Below are 15,348 nucleotides of genomic sequence, written 5' to 3' on the forward strand. Positions count from 1 at the left end.
TAGAATGCTGACATATCGACAGGTCAAGAGCGCTTGGCCGCATTTTACGGCCACCTCTCTTGGGCTATATTTTGCTTGGTCTGTATCGCAAGGCCCCTATCTGCGTAGCTCTATTCAGTTTACTGGCCCTGCTCTATTGGTTCTGTTGTTTCACATCACTTGGTTGCTCTATGCGCGTGGATTTCACGCAGGCTTTAGCGCAGAGGTACATCGCCGTACCGCGATCAGCGCCTGTGGTCTTGCCCTTGGTGTGATTAACGCCAGTCTGTTTGCCCCAATGCCCTCTCAGGCGGCCCACGCTGATAACACTGTGGAAACTTTACTCATCGTTATCGTTTGTAGCGCAGTAATTGCTCTGATTACTGGTATTATCTCTGGCGTACTTTATCTTTTGTTTCTTGTAACGCGCGCCTTACTAGGTATGCTGAAAACGGGCAAAGACGATCAGAACAGCACCCGTCTATTTGAATTTGCCAGTGTTGCCTCATCCATATTAATCTTGTTACTCACCAGCCTAGAGGGCCTCCCCCAGAGCTTTACCTTCGATACGCATCAGCGCAGTACCGCGCGACAGCATATTGACGCCGATGCAGATACCGTATGGGCAGCCCTAGAAACAGCAACATCTCCAAGCTTTGCTGTCCCTCAGGCCCTTAGATTATTACCCATTCCAGTCGCGGTAGAGCTAGACGAAGGCATCGGCCTGAATGCCAAGCGTAGGGTTCGATTTGAGGGTCGAGAGGGTAGCGGCCATATGTCCTTACAGGTTATTGAACGTACGGAAGAGTATGTGGTTTTTGAAATTCAATCAGATAGTAGCCCCATGGCACAGTGGATAACCCATCGAAAGTTAAAATATCATGTAATACCCCAAGCCCAGGGAACCGAGCTGCACGTATCATTGGAATTTAACAGGCGCCTTGCCCCCGGTTGGTTTTTTAAACCCTTTATGGGGGGGGCAACCTATCTAGCAATGGATGTATTAGCCCGCGATGTAAAATTGAGAAGCGAGACTTAGATGTATTTGATTGCAACGGATCGTGTGCATCCAGATCACATGACATGTAACCTGACTGGTGAAATCGCGTTTAGGCCTCTTAAGTCATTGTGGCTATTTACAAATATCACAGGGCTTGCAATCGCAGCATTCTACTTTTGCGATATTCTTGCAATTCTATGGTGCCTTGGATTAACCGCGATTACAATCTGTATGGGGCATTCCGTGGGGATGCATCGATTGTTAATTCACCGCAGCTTTCACACCTATAAACTGATCGAATATATTCTGGTCTGGCTGGGGGCATTGGTTGGCATGGCTGGTCCGATAGGAATGATCCGTGCCCATGATATGCGCGACTGGCACCAGAGACAGGTTGATTGCCCCCAGCATCCTGCACATAATACCGGATTTTGGCGTGATGCTTGGTGGCAATTGTGCTGTGAATTCCAGCTTAGGAACAGCCCAGATATCTTGATTGAGCCAGAGGTGAACGAGGATATCTTATATCGACTTTTAGAGCGTAGCTGGATGTTACAACAGCTACCAATAGCGCTGATTTCCTATGCTATCGGGGGGTGGGCTTGGGTTTTATGGGGATGCTGTGCTCGCATATCTATATCTCTGATTGGGCATTGGATGATTGGCCACTACGCCCATAAACAGGGTCAGCAAACATGGCGGATTGCTGGTCTATCGGTGCAGGGCTTCAATATCAATGGCTTTGGATTGCTCACCTTCGGAGAAGCATGGCATGGTAATCACCATGCTTTCCCGCACTCTGCTAAATTGGGTCTTGATGATGGTCAATCTGATCTCGGGTTCCAATTTATTCGCCTATTGGAAAAATCGGGACTGGCCTGGGGCATTCAGCTACCCAATAGCAAACCCAACAGAACAGGCCTAGAGCGCCTAACACCCTAGGATCTGAATTGCGCGTTCAGCTCTGCTGCCAGCAGATCAAAAACCAGCCGGATACGCGGGCTGGAATGTACCTCTTGATGTGTTACCAACCAAATTGGCACAGCAACACCTGACTTACTTGCCAAAACCTGTTCAAGCCCCGCTGCCTGCGCTATCGTTTTCACCACCGCTGATACCCCCAACCCTGCGCGCACATAGCTCATAACAGCACAACCAGACGCACAGGTTATCACCATATTTGCCTCGTTTATATCAAGGCCAAAGGAATTCAGGTAATCCTGCATCCGTGCTGAGCGCGCGTAAACAATGAAATCAGCACTCTTCAGCCGCGCCAAAGTACAAGGGCGCCCCAAACGATCTAGGTAATCGGGGCTTGCAAATAGACCAATGGGCATGTCTGCCAGCTTGCGCGCGGTTAAATTGGGTTCTTGGGGGCGTTGATGGCGAATGGATATATCTGCTTCGCGTTTATGCAAATCTTGAATATCGTCACGGGCAATGATCTCTAGGGTGATATTGGGGGCCTCGCGGCGCAGACGTTCAAAAACCCGCGGCATAAAATGGGTGGCAATGATATCCGTGGTTGTAATGGTCACGTGACCCTCGGTGGTTTGTACCTGCCCCGCGGCGCGCAAGGAAAAGGCCTCGGCGCCGTTAGACATAACACGTGCATGTGGCAGTAGGTTCTGCCCCGCTTCGCTAAGTACCAGAGATTTTCCATTGCGCTGGAACAAGATCACGCCCAGCTCTTGTTCCAACGTACTTACCTGACGGCTAAGCGTTGGCTGAGTTAACCCCAACCGACGCGCCGCGCCAGAAAGAGACCCAGTTTCAGCGGTCGCCAGAAACGCTCTGGTTTTATTCCAATCAAGGGTTTTAGGCAATTTATCCATACATTTATGTATATATAGGATTGAAATTTTAGCAATTACACAAATTCACGTATACTATTAGGGTGATCCCAAAGGAGACCCAGATGGAAAAAAATGCGACATTTTGGAACAAAGCCGCCGCCAGATATAGCAAAAGCCCCGTAAAGGATATGGAGGCCTATGCCTATACGCTAGAACGGACAAAAGAGTATCTAAACACGGATATGGCAGGGTATGAGTTCGGTTGTGGAACCGGTAGCACAGCCATCGAACTGGCCCCCCATTTGGGGCACCTAACGGCCACTGATTTTTCGACCAATATGATTGAGATAGCTCAGGAAAAGGCGCGCACAGCAGAGATCGAAACCTTGGATTTTCGCGTAGAGACCCTGGTCGATATTGCAAATGTGCATCCACGCTATGACGTCGTGATGGGATTTAACATCCTACATCTCTTTCACGATATCGAGCACAATCTTGCAATTGCCCATGGATTGCTAAACTCGGGTGGTCTGTTGATAACGAAAACTCCCTGCTTAAAAGGAAGCTTAATCCTCGCGCTTTTGCGCCCGATTTTAACCCTTGGGCGCTGGATCGGGAAAATCCCTTATGTGGACTTCTTAACCACAACAGAGCTAGAGAAAATGGTGATTGATCAGGGGTTTGAAATTATCGAAACCGGCGATTATCCCAAATCCCCCCCCAGCCATTTTATCGTCGCGCGAAAACCTTAGACCTTGGCGAATTCACCCTCTTGCTTCTCTGTCCAACGCACTGTTAATTCGATGAAATTCCCATTCATCTCTTCGGATTCAACGATGCCCTGTTTATAAAGCCATGCGCGGCGTTTTCCCTCGGCGTGAGAGAGCGTCAGCACCTCTTCTGTCCAGGGCTTCTGAAGGCTGGTCTCAACACGGTCTAACAGTTGCGCAACACCCGTGCCTTGAACTGCCGATACGGCACAAATTTTATCGTGACGCTGAGCAGAGTTTTGTGCGGCGGCCAGGTCTTTTTCTGATAGCAAATCAACTTTGTTCCAGACCTCTAGCATCTCTTCCTTAGCTTCGTCAGTGATGTTCAATTCGTCCAGAATATTATTCACATCCACCGATTGCGCCACCGTTTCAGGATGCGATATATCGCGCACATGCAAGATCAGATCCGCGTCCAGAACCTCTTCAAGTGTTGCACGAAATGCCGCCACTAATTGGGTCGGCAATTCGGAAATAAAGCCCACCGTGTCTGATAGGATAATTTTCTGACCAGAATCTAATGTGACCTCGCGCATTGTCGGATCTAGGGTCGCAAACAGCATATCCTTGGCAAAGACATCCGCCCCGGTAATACGGTTAAACAGGGTCGATTTACCAGCATTGGTATAGCCCACAAGGGCCACAATTGGATAAGGAACCTTGGCGCGTGCGGCGCGGTGAAGCCCGCGGGTTTTCGCCACCTTGGCCAATTGTTTTTTCAGGCGTACAATTGCGTCATCAATGGCACGGCGATCAGCCTCGATCTGAGTTTCACCAGCACCACCAACAAATCCCAGACCACCTCTTTGACGTTCAAGGTGTGTCCAAGAGCGTACAAGTCGACTGCGCGCGTAATTTAGGGCCGCCAGATCAACTTGTAGAACGCCTTCGCGGGTTTGGGCGCGATCGCCAAAAATTTCTAGGATCAGGCCGGTGCGATCAAGAACCTTGATGCCCCATTCCTTCTCAAGGTTGCGTTGCTGGATTGGGGACAATGGCCCATCCACCATAACCAGCCCGATGTCCTCGGATTTAAAGATACTGCCCAGCTCATCTAATTTACCCGATCCGAACAAAACGCCGGCATGGGGCTTTCGCACGGGGACAACCGCGCTGTGGACTATATCCACATCCAATGCACCGGCTAAGGACACGGCCTCTTCCAGACTGTGCTGGGGGCTTCGCATCTTACTTTCATTTGCAATGTCGGGGTGTAGAACGCTAACGCGCATCATTCGCTAGCTTGCGCCTCTTCACCATCATACAGCACCACAGGCTGTGCAGGCATAATTGTTGAAATTGCATGTTTGTAGACCAATTGTGACTGACCATCCCGGCGCAGCAGTACGCAGAAATTATCAAACCAAGTGATATTGCCCTGAAGTTTCACACCGTTGATCAAAAAGATCGTTACGGAAATTTTTGCTTTGCGCACATGATTGAGAAATGCGTCTTGCAAGTTGCGGGTGTCGGCAGCCATTGTCCCAGCTTTCTTGTTGTTGTCTCGTCCACTGATGGGCGATTTTGTTATAATTGTTCTAAGTATGGGGAAAGGATTTCCTGCTGACCAGTAAAAAAAGGCCTATTTGGCGCAATTAAACCTAAACCCGTGTCATTTTCGCCAGAAGTTCGGGTTTAACACGGCAATAATCGCCAAAGGTTCCAGACGCCCTAGGATCATCGCGACACAAAACACCGCCTTGGCGCTGGGGTCGAGCAAAGCATAGGACAGGGAGTTATCCCCCGCAATATTCAAAAGTGGCCCTGTCGTCGACAGGCCTGCCACCGATAATAAGAGGCTATCCTCGAAGCGAATACCCATAAGTGAAAACAACAGCATCAGGCCAGCGATACTGACCAGAAACAGCATAAAGAAAACCCACGCTGCATAGGCACCCTCTCGCCGGATATTGCGCGCCTTTTGCCCAGATCCGGCAACCGAGCTGGGGAAGCTTAACTTTTCCATCTCGCGTAGGCCATGCTTGTACAATGCATAAATGCGCAGCAATTTAACCCCACCAGCAGTCGTCGCAATCCCGCCCCCCATCACCGCCAACCCCATCAATATAATCCCGGTTGTGCCCAGCCCAGACCACGCGCGCGCCTCGTCCCAGAAATGTGACTCGAAACCTGTGGTGGTTAGGAAAGACATCACCATAAAAGCTCCGCCCCACAGGGAGGACAACGCCGCAGGCGCATTATCCACCGCATCAATATCATAGGCCGCCGACCAATGGCGGGCAAACAGCAACAACGGGATAACCGTGACGCAAATCAGCATCAGATTGATCTCTTTATCTGATTTCAGCAATCGATACCCGCGTCCGTCTTTATCTTGCTGAAACATAAACCGAGAGACGGCGAACAACAGAAACGCAAAGATTATCACCTCACCCATCAGACCGGAATGGGCCTGTGTCAGCCCACCAATATTTGAAATACCGCTGGTCGAGAACGTAGACATCGCGTGAATTACCGCCACCAATGGCCGATCACCGTTTACAATCAACAGAACCGACATCACCATCGTCAGCCCGAAATACAGTGGAAATATGCTGATAGAATAGCGCTGCATACGGGCGCGAATATCTGCGCGTTTAATCCTGTGCTGTACAATTAGCCCCGTGTCATTGCGCGCATAAACCTCAAACCCGCCAAGGTTTATCGGCTGAAACAGTCCCAGCGCCACGACCAGCATCAAAAAGCCCCCCATCCAGCTGATCGTTGCCCGGTAAAGATGCAATACATCTGGAATACTATGTGGATCATCAAACAGGCTGGCCCCTGTGGTCGTCAGGCTTGATAGCATTTCAAAATATGCATCAAAGTAGCTGATATGGGGCACCAAAAAATCCAAAGGCATCGCCAAAAACACTGGTACGATCAAAAACCCAAAGATAAGATCAAGGATGCGCGAGGCCGATTTTTGCCCCAATTTACGCGAAGAAAACCCGATTGCCATCAAAAGCGTCAGGATCAGGAAAAATGTCCCATGGTAGAAAAACGTACGCGCAGGTAACCATGCATTGATGCGGATTGCATAGAGCATAGGTACATACATCAACAGGGCAGATATGCCGATAAGCAGCACAAAGAGCGGTTGGTTGCGCAGGTTTACCATCGCCTAGAAAAAATCGATGCTAACTTGGAACAGGCGTTCGACCTCGGGCACATCATCGGCGAGTGTGAAGATAATAACAATATCGCCCTCGTTCAGCTTGGTATCCCCTGTCGGGCGAAGCACCTGGCCGTTTTTCAAAATAGCTCCGATAACAGAACCATCAGGCCAATCAATCTGGCGTAATGTCATACCCGCAATTGGCGAGGTCGACATGATCTGCGCCTCGATCACCTCGGCCTCGGCATCACCAAGGGAATATACGGCCCGCACCCGCCCATGGCGAATATGGCGCAGGATCGAGGACACGGTTGTGGCACGCGGGTTAACCGAGGAATCAATGCTGAGCGGGCCCATCAGATTTGATAGCGTGGGGTCATTAATCAGCGCCACCACCATTGGGCACCCCAATGATTTTGCACGCGCAGCCACCAACAGGTTGGTTTTATCATCGTCTGTAACCGCCAAAACCGCATCCGCGGTATTGATACTGGCCTCTTCCAGCAATTCCATATCCAGACCATCACCATGCAGAACGATGGTGCGCTCTAGTTTATCGGCGACCTCTTCTGCCCGATTGCGATCCTGCTCGATCATCTTGGCATGCAGGCGCTTTTTGCCTTTTTCCAGATCCTGAGCCACCATCATGCCGACATTGCCACCGCCAACCACAATAACGCGCTCTTGCTCTTTGCTGGTTTTACCAAATATCTCAAGAGTGCGGGCCTTATCATCGGCATGAGTACAAATATAAACTTGATCGCCGGCCTCTAGGGTAGAATTGCGATCCAAAACGAACAAAATGCCATCTCGGCGCAGGGCCACAACCGTTGCGCGTAGTGTTGAAAACAGTTCAGACAGCTGGCGCAAAGGCGTGTGAAGTACAGAACAATCGTCCCCCAGAACAAGGCCAATTAATTCGGCCTTACCATCCAGAAACGGTTCGTTGTCAAACGTCGCAGGCGAGCGCAATTGCCGCAAGGCCTGAATAGCAACCTCGCGTTCAGGCGAGATTACCACATCGATGGGCATGTGATCGCGTTGATACAAATCAGAATAGATAACCTCTAGATAGGCGCTGCCGCGCAGGCGGGCGATTTTACGAGGGATCTTGAACACAGAATGCGCCACCTGACAGGTGACCATATTCACCTCGTCAGAAAAAGTGGCAGCAATAATCATATCCGCATCTTCTGCGCCTGCCCTCTTTAGCACATCAGGATATGAGGCATTTCCAGCGATACCATTAACATCCAGCGTATCAATCGCGCGAGCGATCAATGCGGCATTGTTATCCACCACCGTTACATCGTTGCGTTCTGACGATAGGTGACGCGCAATCTGCCAGCCAACCTGACCAGCACCACATATGATGACCTTCATTTTGGTCTCCTTGGCGACCGGGTATACCGGCCAATCCGTTCATATCTGACAAATCACCCCACTTGGGTCAATCCTAATCAGCCATCCGTGCCAGTCTGTTCCAGTTTTGCAACCCGCGCCCCAGAGGCACTGCTGGTCACAACATTCAGAGTTTTCAGCTTTCGATGCAAAGCAGAGCGTTCCATCCCCACAAAATGTGCGGTCTTGGATATATTGCCACCAAAGCGGTTTATCTGAGTGACCAGATAGTCGCGTTCGAATAATTCGCGCGCCTCGCGCAGGGGGAGGCCGATAAGATTTCCGCCAATCGCCGAGGCTTCGTTCTCAGCGTTTGCATCCTTAATCTGCAATTCGGTGGCATCAATATCACCACTGCCATTGCCGAGGATCAACGAGCGCTCTAACACATTGCGCAGCTGGCGCACATTGCCTGGCCAATCGCGGGTCTGAAGATGGGCCAGCGCTTTATCTCCCAGCTTTCGCTTGGACAAGCCTTGTGTCTTGTTCAATTCTTCTATGAAATGCTCCGCAATTAACGGAATGTCATCGCGGCGCGCCTCTAGCGAGGGCACGGTGATTGGCACGACATTCAGGCGGTGGAACAGTTCCTCGCGGAAATTTCCGGCATCAATTTCAACCATCAAGTCTCTGTTTGTGCTGGATATTACGCGCATATCAACGCGCACCTTATCCTTGCCACCCACACGTGTGAATTGCTGTTCGACCAATACACGCAGGATTTTTGATTGCGTACCCAGCGGCATATCCGCCACCTCATCAAAGAACAAGACCCCGCCGTGGGCTTGCTCTAGCAATCCCATTTCCATACCGCGTTCTTTGCTTTCGACACCGAATAGCACCTCTTCCATTTTATCCGCAGAAATCGAGGCAGAGTTCACACAGACGAAAGCCCCCGATGCACGCTCTGAGCTAGAATGAATATAGCGCGCCGCCACTTCTTTACCCGCACCAGAAGGCCCCGTAAGCATCACGCGGCTGTTGCCGACGGTGACCTTATCCAGCTGTTGTTTTAGAGATTTAAAGGCGGTGGATTTACCAATCATCACCGAAGAGGCCACATCTTTAACCCGCAGGGCCGCATTTTCTAGCCGCAGGCGTGATGTTTCCATAGCCCGCGAAATCACCACCATCAACTGGTCAATATTAAAGGGTTTTTCGATAAAATCATAGGCGCCCTGTTTGATCGCCGCCACCGCTATTTCGATGTTCCCATGGCCCGAAATGATCACAATTGGAATATCTGGATTATTTTGGCGCACATGTTTCAGGATATCAATCCCGTCCAATTTGCTTTCCTTCAGCCAGATATCCAAGATGATCAGCTTTGGTGCCTCAGCATTGATCGCATCAAAGGTTTGATCCGAATCCGCTGCTAGTCTGGTGGAATACCCTTCGTCTTCTAGGATATCAGAGACCAACTCTCGGATATCTTTCTCGTCATCAACAATTAAAATATCGCCCATTTTCTGCTCCTTTAGGCCACTTCTGCGGCTCTTGTTTCGGGTTTCATTTGGATTATTTTTGGCAAATAGATGCGCGCCATAGCGCCCTGCGTGCCGGTCTTGGTGAATTTGGGGGCATCGCTCAGGTCAAGCGTGCCACCATGCTCTTCAATAATCTTCTTTACAATGGACAGCCCTAGCCCCGTCCCATCCTTGCGATGGGTCACATAGGGTTCGAACAGGCGTGATCGCCGCTCGCTCGGTAGGCCAATACCATTGTCTTGGATCAAAATTTCGACCCCCTCGCCAATCACGCTGGCGATAACTCGTAGCTGTGGTCGATAGGATTTAGGGGGATTGCTTGCGCGCTTCGCCTCAATAGCCTCTAGGGCATTTTTCATCAAGTTGTTCAACGCCTGCGAAATCATCGTCTCATCTATCTCGGCGCTGATATCCCCCATGGTGTTTTCCAGCTTTACGATAACATTCGGCGCGGCAGTGCGTTGTAACAGGACCGCGTCGCTGATTAATTTGCTGAGATTAGCAGGCGATTTTTGCGGCTCGGGCATGCGGGCAAATTTTGAAAACTCATCAACAATGCGCCGCAAGTCATTGGTTTGACGAATAATTACATCGGAGTATTGAACCAAAGACTGTTTTTGCTCGCCCACCAGCGGGCCAAACTTACGTTGTAGTCGCTCAGCGGACAGCTGAATTGGCGTCAGAGGGTTTTTGATTTCATGAGCGATACGCCGCGCCACATCGCCCCATGCGGCCATGCGCTGAGCAGAAACTAGATCAGTGACATCGTCAAAGGTAATTACATAGCCCTCATTTTCACCCAGCTCGTTCTGGCGCGTTGATATCCGCACCAGCAACACCTCAGCATTGCCTGCGCGCGTCAGGCTGATTTCCTGCTGAGCAGTGGCGCTATCTTCGGTATCAAGCTTTGCCAGCAGAGGAGCGAATTCCGGAACAGCCAAGGCCAGCTCAGTGCCTTCGCAGCTCTCGTCAAGATTCAAAAGCTTGATCGCCGCGGAATTAACGATGGTGATGCGCCCATCACTTGAAAGACCCAGAACACCCGCGGTCACCCCAGTCAGCACGCTATCAAACAAGCGGCGGCGGCGCTCTGTATAGGCATGGGCATCGCGCAGGTCAGTGTGCTGGCGTTTTACCTGCTTGGTCATCCGGTTGAAGGCCCGCCCCAACATGGCAATTTCGTCATCGCCAGAAATATCAGACACCTGCACATTGAAATCCCCTGCCCCAACGCGCTGTGCAGCACCAGCCAGCTGACCAACGGGGCGCGAAAGGCGCTCTGCGAACAACATGCCCAGCCAAATAGCGGACAGGATCACAAAGCTGGCAAATCCCAGATATAACAACCCATAATAAGACAGGATTTGACCGCGTTGAGTTTCCATCTGGGTGTATGTTTTGGCTGTGGCGGTGGTTTCATCTAGAAGGTTAAGGATATTCCCATCAACACTGCGAGAAATATACAAATAGCGATCGGCAAATCCCCGCAGTCGGATCAGAGCGCGAAACTCATTATTTTCCCAATCCTCGAGGATCACCATTTTGCCATTTGTCGCGCGTTCTAGATCAAGGGGGCTGGGCTGTTCAAAATCAAACAGATAACTGAATTCTCCGCGCGATTGAATTTTACCTGCACCATCAATCAAGTAGGCCTCTTTTAGTCCACGCTGAACTGAGGATTGCAGGCGCGACAGCTGTGCACGGATATCGCCATCGGTTACAAATGTGTTTTGGCGCTTGTACTGTTCTAGATTAAAGGCGATGAAGCTTAGGTCTTCTTCTAGATCGCCACGCTGTTCTTCTTTGTAGGCCGTTGCCGCATTCAAAGATGAACCAACAACCGAACGCACATTTTCGGAAAACCACCCCTCTACCCCAAGGTTCAGTGTAAGAACCGCGAAAACAGCCACCAAAACCGTGGGGATCAGCGCCACAATGGCAAAAACCCCACTTAGGCGCATATGTAACCGCGACCCAGCGGATTTTGCACGTCGCGCCGCCATTATCCGCATCACAGACCACCCGACAAGGGAAACCACGGTCAGCAAATACACGATATCAATAAGCAAGATTCCGCGCAAGATTCCGCCAGAGCGGCCACCAAAGCCGCCAGAGGCCACATAAACCGTGGCCATAACCAGCAAAGGGCCAAGCGCGATCAACAACCACGCAACAGACATCTGTACGCGGCGCGAGCGGCGCCAACGGCTTAGTTTATTGGTAAATTCCAGTATCGGAACCTGTTTCACATTGATGACTGTTCTGTTTCTGCCTCAGTATTGTGACAAGTTTACATCATCTTCTTACTGCGTGTCACCTGAATATCCAGTTCCTTGATCTTTTTGCGCAAAGTATTGCGATTAATTCCAAGGAGTTCCGCGGTTTTTATCTGATTTCCACGCGTTGCCGATAGCGATAATGCAATCAGCGGCAACTCCACTTCTCGTAGGATGCGATTGTACAAACCAGGTGGTGGCAAAACCTCGCCATGCAAATCGAAATAACGCTTGATATGGCTTTCGACAGCGCTGGACAGCTTTCCATTTGCCGCCACCCCGACCTCTGATCGCACCTGTGGGATTTGTTTCAGGTTCTGTGCCACATAGCTTTCGGAGATATCTTCGTCTGGGGACAGTACCACCAATCGATTGATAAAGTTTTCCAACTCGCGCACATTTCCATTCCATGGAACCGCGCGCATCAATTCAATCGCCTTGCTTGAGAGGGTTTTCAGGGGCTGACCATTTGAGGCGGCCATCTGTAGAAAATGTTGCGAGAGCTCCGTAATATCCCCAAGCCGATCGCGCAGAGGGGGCAATGCAATGGGCACAACATTCAATCGATAAAACAGGTCTTCGCGAAACACACCTTCGTTCACGAGACTATCAAGGGTTTGACGGGTTGAAGAGATAAACCGCAGGTTTTTCGATTGAATACCATCAGAACGCAGTAGATCCAGTAAATGCAGCTGTGCATCCGCGCTCATCTCTGCGATCTCATCCAGATAAATGGTGGAGCCGGCTTTCACCGGCTCATATCCACGATTTTCATATCCACCTAACAGCAGGCCTTCGATTTTATCAACACTGGCTGTCGATGCATTGATGGTTACAAAATCATTGGCAGAACGATGGCCCAATTGATGCAAAGTGTTGGCCAGCAGGTTTTTCCCTGTGCCGCTTTCGCCAGTGATCATAACGCTCAGATCGGTATTTAACACGCGGGCCAACAGACGATAGACCTCTTGCATCAAGGGTGCGGAGCCGATCAAGGGCAGATCACTGCGCCCATCCGCATCGGATGACTTGGCAGCGGATACGCCGCCCTGTAGGGATAAGGCCTTGCTGACTTTGGATAATAAATCCTTTAGATCAAATGGTTTAGGCAGGTAATCATAGGCGCCTAGTTCTGATGCGCGAATTGCAGTCATCACTGTATTTTGTGCTGAAATAATCACCACAGGCAATTCGCTGCGCTTGCGTTTGATGGCAGGCAGCAATTCCAACCCATCTCCATCAGGGAAGTTCACATCTGAGACAACCACATCTCCTTCGCCCTCTTCTATCCAGCGCCACAGAGTATTTACGCTACCGGTTGATCGTACCTTACACCCCGCGCGCGTTAGCGCTTGTGTTAGAACCGTTCTGATGGTGCGGTCGTCATCTGCGACCAATATTGTTCCGTCCATGGTATACCTCTAACTACGCTTTGAAATCGGCAGGCGAATAACGAAGCTGGTGCCGTGAGAATTGCTGTTCACTTCGACTAACCCGCCGTGGCTGGTGACAATTTTAGACACCAAAGACAGGCCGAGACCTGATCCGTTTGCTTTACTGGAAACGAAGGGTTCAAATACTTCGGCGATCATGTTTTCGGGAATGCCACGCCCGTTATCGGAAATTTCTACCTGTAAGGGCAGTGTTTCCACCTTGTCGCCGGTGACCGAGAATTTCACGCCTGATTTGTAGGATGATTTAATGCGAATGCTTCCGCGCGATTTATCCACCGCCTCGCAGGCGTTTTTTATCAAGTTCTGAAAAACCTGTAACAATTGATCAGCATCTCCAGATGCGTCTGGTAACGATGGGTCGTACTCTTTTGTAAATTTAACATTTTCTCCGTAGCCGGCCTGAGCAGATCGGATGGCGCGATCAAGAATATCGTGAATATTAAAGGCCAAGCGTCGCGCTGGGCGGCTGTCGGAAAAATGCTCGAAGCGATCGACCAATGTCCCAATGCGTTTACTTTCTTGAGCAATCATATCGGCCAGTTTTTCATCCTCGGCATCCGCATTCATGGCCAATAGCTGAGCCGCACCAGAAATACCCGCCAACGGATTTCGAATTTCATGGGCCAGCATCGAGGCCATTGCCGTAACCGAACGCGCGGCGGTGCGATGGGTGATCGAGCGGCTCATTTTCTGGGCAACGCCCGTTGGTTGGATTATCAGCAGGATAATATTCTGGTCGAAATCAAGGAAATTCACCATCAAATCACAGGTCAGGGTCGCGCGCTCTGCGGTGCTGAGCTCTACCCCATATCGGGTGATGCTGCTGCGGTGTTTTTGCGCCTGATTGATGGTTTCCAGAACCACCGAGTTCTTGCCGTAATACTTGCCCAGCTCTTGACCCATCATTTGCTTTTCTGAGGTCTGGATAATCTGTTCAGCAGCAGAATTTCCGCGCAGCACAGTTGCGTCTTCGGCGATGATGAAAACAGGGAATGGCAGCGTACCCCAGACCGCTTCGAAATTGATATCAACCATCATGCAACCTGTTCTTCGGTGGGAAGGTCCGCGATCATCTTCAAAACAGTGGCAGATGATTTTTCGGTTTGTAGCGCCCGACGCCGCCCCGCATCAGTGTTTAAAACATCCATATACCAACCAAGGTGTTTACGCGCCACACGATTGCCCAGATGATCGCCGTAGAAATCCAACAATGCAATGTAATGGCCTGTTATCATTTGAATAAATTCATTTCCAGTTGGAACCTTTGGCATCTCTGTACCGTATAGGTCAGCAGCAATTTGCGCCAGCAACCATGGACGCCCTTGTGCTCCGCGTCCCACCATTACTCCATCGGCGCCTGATTGCTCCAAGGCCCGTCGTGCGCTGGCGGCATCAACGATATCTCCATTCGCAATTACGGGAATATTCACCGCCTCTTTTACGGCGCGAATAGCCCGCCAATCAGCCGACCCTTTGTAAAATTGACAGCGTGTGCGCCCATGTATGGTCACCATCTGTACACCAGCGCTCTCTGCCGACTTTGCGATATCTGGCGCATTCAACGCCGCATCATCCCACCCAAGACGGGTTTTCAAGGTCACGGGCACATCCACCGCATTCACCACCGCCTCTATCAACTCTAGCGCGAGATCAGGTGTTTTCATCAAAGCACTGCCAGAGGCACCGCTGGTTACACTTTTGGCTGGGCATCCCATGTTGATATCGATGATTTTTGCGCCATTGCCGGCACAGACCTTGGCCGCCTCGGACATCCAATAGGCCTCGCGCCCGGCGATCTGAACAACAGTATTCTCCGCATCAAATCCCAGCTCTGCGCGTGCTTGATACGAGGGGCGCTCTTGTACCATCTCTTGGCTAGCCACCATCTCTGAAACAACCAACCCTGCGCCAAAGGATGACACCAGATTGCGAAACGGCAAATCCGTGATTCCCGCAAGCGGTGAAAGCAAGACGGGCGGCGATATTGCCCTATTTCCAACCATTAATTCGACCATGCCTATTTAGTAGGCAGACAAGCCCATCGATGCAAGCGCATTTTCTAAATCG

The 15,348-nt window shown here is 50.6% G+C and carries 13 protein-coding genes; 3 read left to right on the forward strand and 10 right to left on the reverse strand.

Annotated elements, in window-relative coordinates:
* Positions 1–4 precede the first annotated feature (4 nt).
* Together QQL62_RS03040 and QQL62_RS03045 are read left to right on the forward strand one after the other, a co-directional pair.
* Positions 5–1,018 carry an SRPBCC family protein gene (locus QQL62_RS03040; RefSeq protein WP_284376065.1) on the forward strand — a complete coding sequence of 338 codons (1,014 nt, stop codon included), beginning with the start codon at positions 5–7 and terminating at the stop codon, positions 1,016–1,018.
* The gene (locus QQL62_RS03045; protein ID WP_284376066.1) at positions 1,019–1,921 is read left to right on the forward strand and encodes an acyl-CoA desaturase; all 903 of its coding nucleotides are present in this window, start codon (positions 1,019–1,021) and stop codon (positions 1,919–1,921) included.
* On the opposite strand, the gene QQL62_RS03050 is transcribed toward QQL62_RS03045, so the two are convergent.
* Positions 1,918–2,814: a LysR family transcriptional regulator gene (locus tag QQL62_RS03050; protein WP_284376067.1), complete on the reverse strand. Its 897-nt coding sequence runs from the start codon at positions 2,812–2,814 to the stop codon at positions 1,918–1,920. The genes QQL62_RS03045 and QQL62_RS03050 overlap by 4 nt on opposite strands.
* An 83-nt stretch (positions 2,815–2,897) precedes the next feature.
* Between QQL62_RS03050 and QQL62_RS03055 the strand changes: the two genes are divergently transcribed.
* Complete coding sequence (locus QQL62_RS03055) at positions 2,898–3,527, forward strand: class I SAM-dependent methyltransferase (protein ID WP_284376068.1); 630 nt, start codon at positions 2,898–2,900, stop codon at positions 3,525–3,527.
* On the opposite strand, the gene hflX is transcribed toward QQL62_RS03055, so the two are convergent.
* The 9 genes from hflX to dusB all read right to left on the reverse strand — a co-directional run bounded on the left by hflX (position 3,524) and on the right by dusB (position 15,284).
* Entirely contained in the window at positions 3,524–4,777 is a 1,254-nt protein-coding gene (gene hflX / locus QQL62_RS03060) for a GTPase HflX (protein ID WP_284377181.1), read from the reverse strand. The two genes, QQL62_RS03055 and hflX, sit on opposite strands and share 4 nt — an antisense overlap.
* Positions 4,777–5,025, reverse strand: a complete 249-nt coding sequence (gene hfq / locus QQL62_RS03065) for an RNA chaperone Hfq (protein ID WP_284376069.1) — start codon at positions 5,023–5,025, stop codon at positions 4,777–4,779. Before hfq ends, hflX begins: the two co-directional genes overlap by 1 nt.
* Positions 5,026–5,157: 132 nt before the next feature.
* Complete coding sequence (locus QQL62_RS03070; RefSeq protein WP_284376070.1) at positions 5,158–6,594, reverse strand: TrkH family potassium uptake protein; 1,437 nt, start codon at positions 6,592–6,594, stop codon at positions 5,158–5,160.
* 75 nt (positions 6,595–6,669) lie between these two features.
* On the reverse strand, positions 6,670–8,046 hold the full coding sequence (trkA, locus tag QQL62_RS03075; protein ID WP_284376071.1) for a Trk system potassium transporter TrkA: 1,377 nt from the start codon (positions 8,044–8,046) through the stop codon (positions 6,670–6,672).
* Between the two features lie 77 nt (positions 8,047–8,123).
* Complete coding sequence (gene ntrX / locus QQL62_RS03080; protein WP_284376072.1) at positions 8,124–9,530, reverse strand: nitrogen assimilation response regulator NtrX; 1,407 nt, start codon at positions 9,528–9,530, stop codon at positions 8,124–8,126.
* Positions 9,531–9,541: 11 nt separating this feature from the next.
* On the reverse strand, positions 9,542–11,731 hold the full coding sequence (locus QQL62_RS03085) for a sensor histidine kinase NtrY-like (RefSeq protein WP_431355748.1): 2,190 nt from the start codon (positions 11,729–11,731) through the stop codon (positions 9,542–9,544).
* A gap of 110 nt (positions 11,732–11,841) precedes the next feature.
* The gene (locus tag QQL62_RS03090; RefSeq protein ID WP_284376074.1) at positions 11,842–13,239 is read right to left on the reverse strand and encodes a sigma 54-interacting transcriptional regulator; all 1,398 of its coding nucleotides are present in this window, start codon (positions 13,237–13,239) and stop codon (positions 11,842–11,844) included.
* A gap of 9 nt (positions 13,240–13,248) precedes the next feature.
* Complete coding sequence (locus tag QQL62_RS03095) at positions 13,249–14,319, reverse strand: two-component system sensor histidine kinase NtrB (protein WP_284376075.1); 1,071 nt, start codon at positions 14,317–14,319, stop codon at positions 13,249–13,251.
* A complete protein-coding gene (gene dusB / locus QQL62_RS03100) occupies positions 14,316–15,284 on the reverse strand; it encodes a tRNA dihydrouridine synthase DusB (protein WP_284376076.1) in 969 nt (322 codons plus the stop codon). The genes QQL62_RS03095 and dusB overlap by 4 nt, the downstream gene beginning before the upstream one ends.
* Positions 15,285–15,348: the final 64 nt, after the last annotated feature.

Source organism: Amylibacter marinus (assembly GCF_030160015.1).
GTDB lineage: Bacteria > Pseudomonadota > Alphaproteobacteria > Rhodobacterales > Rhodobacteraceae > Amylibacter > Amylibacter marinus.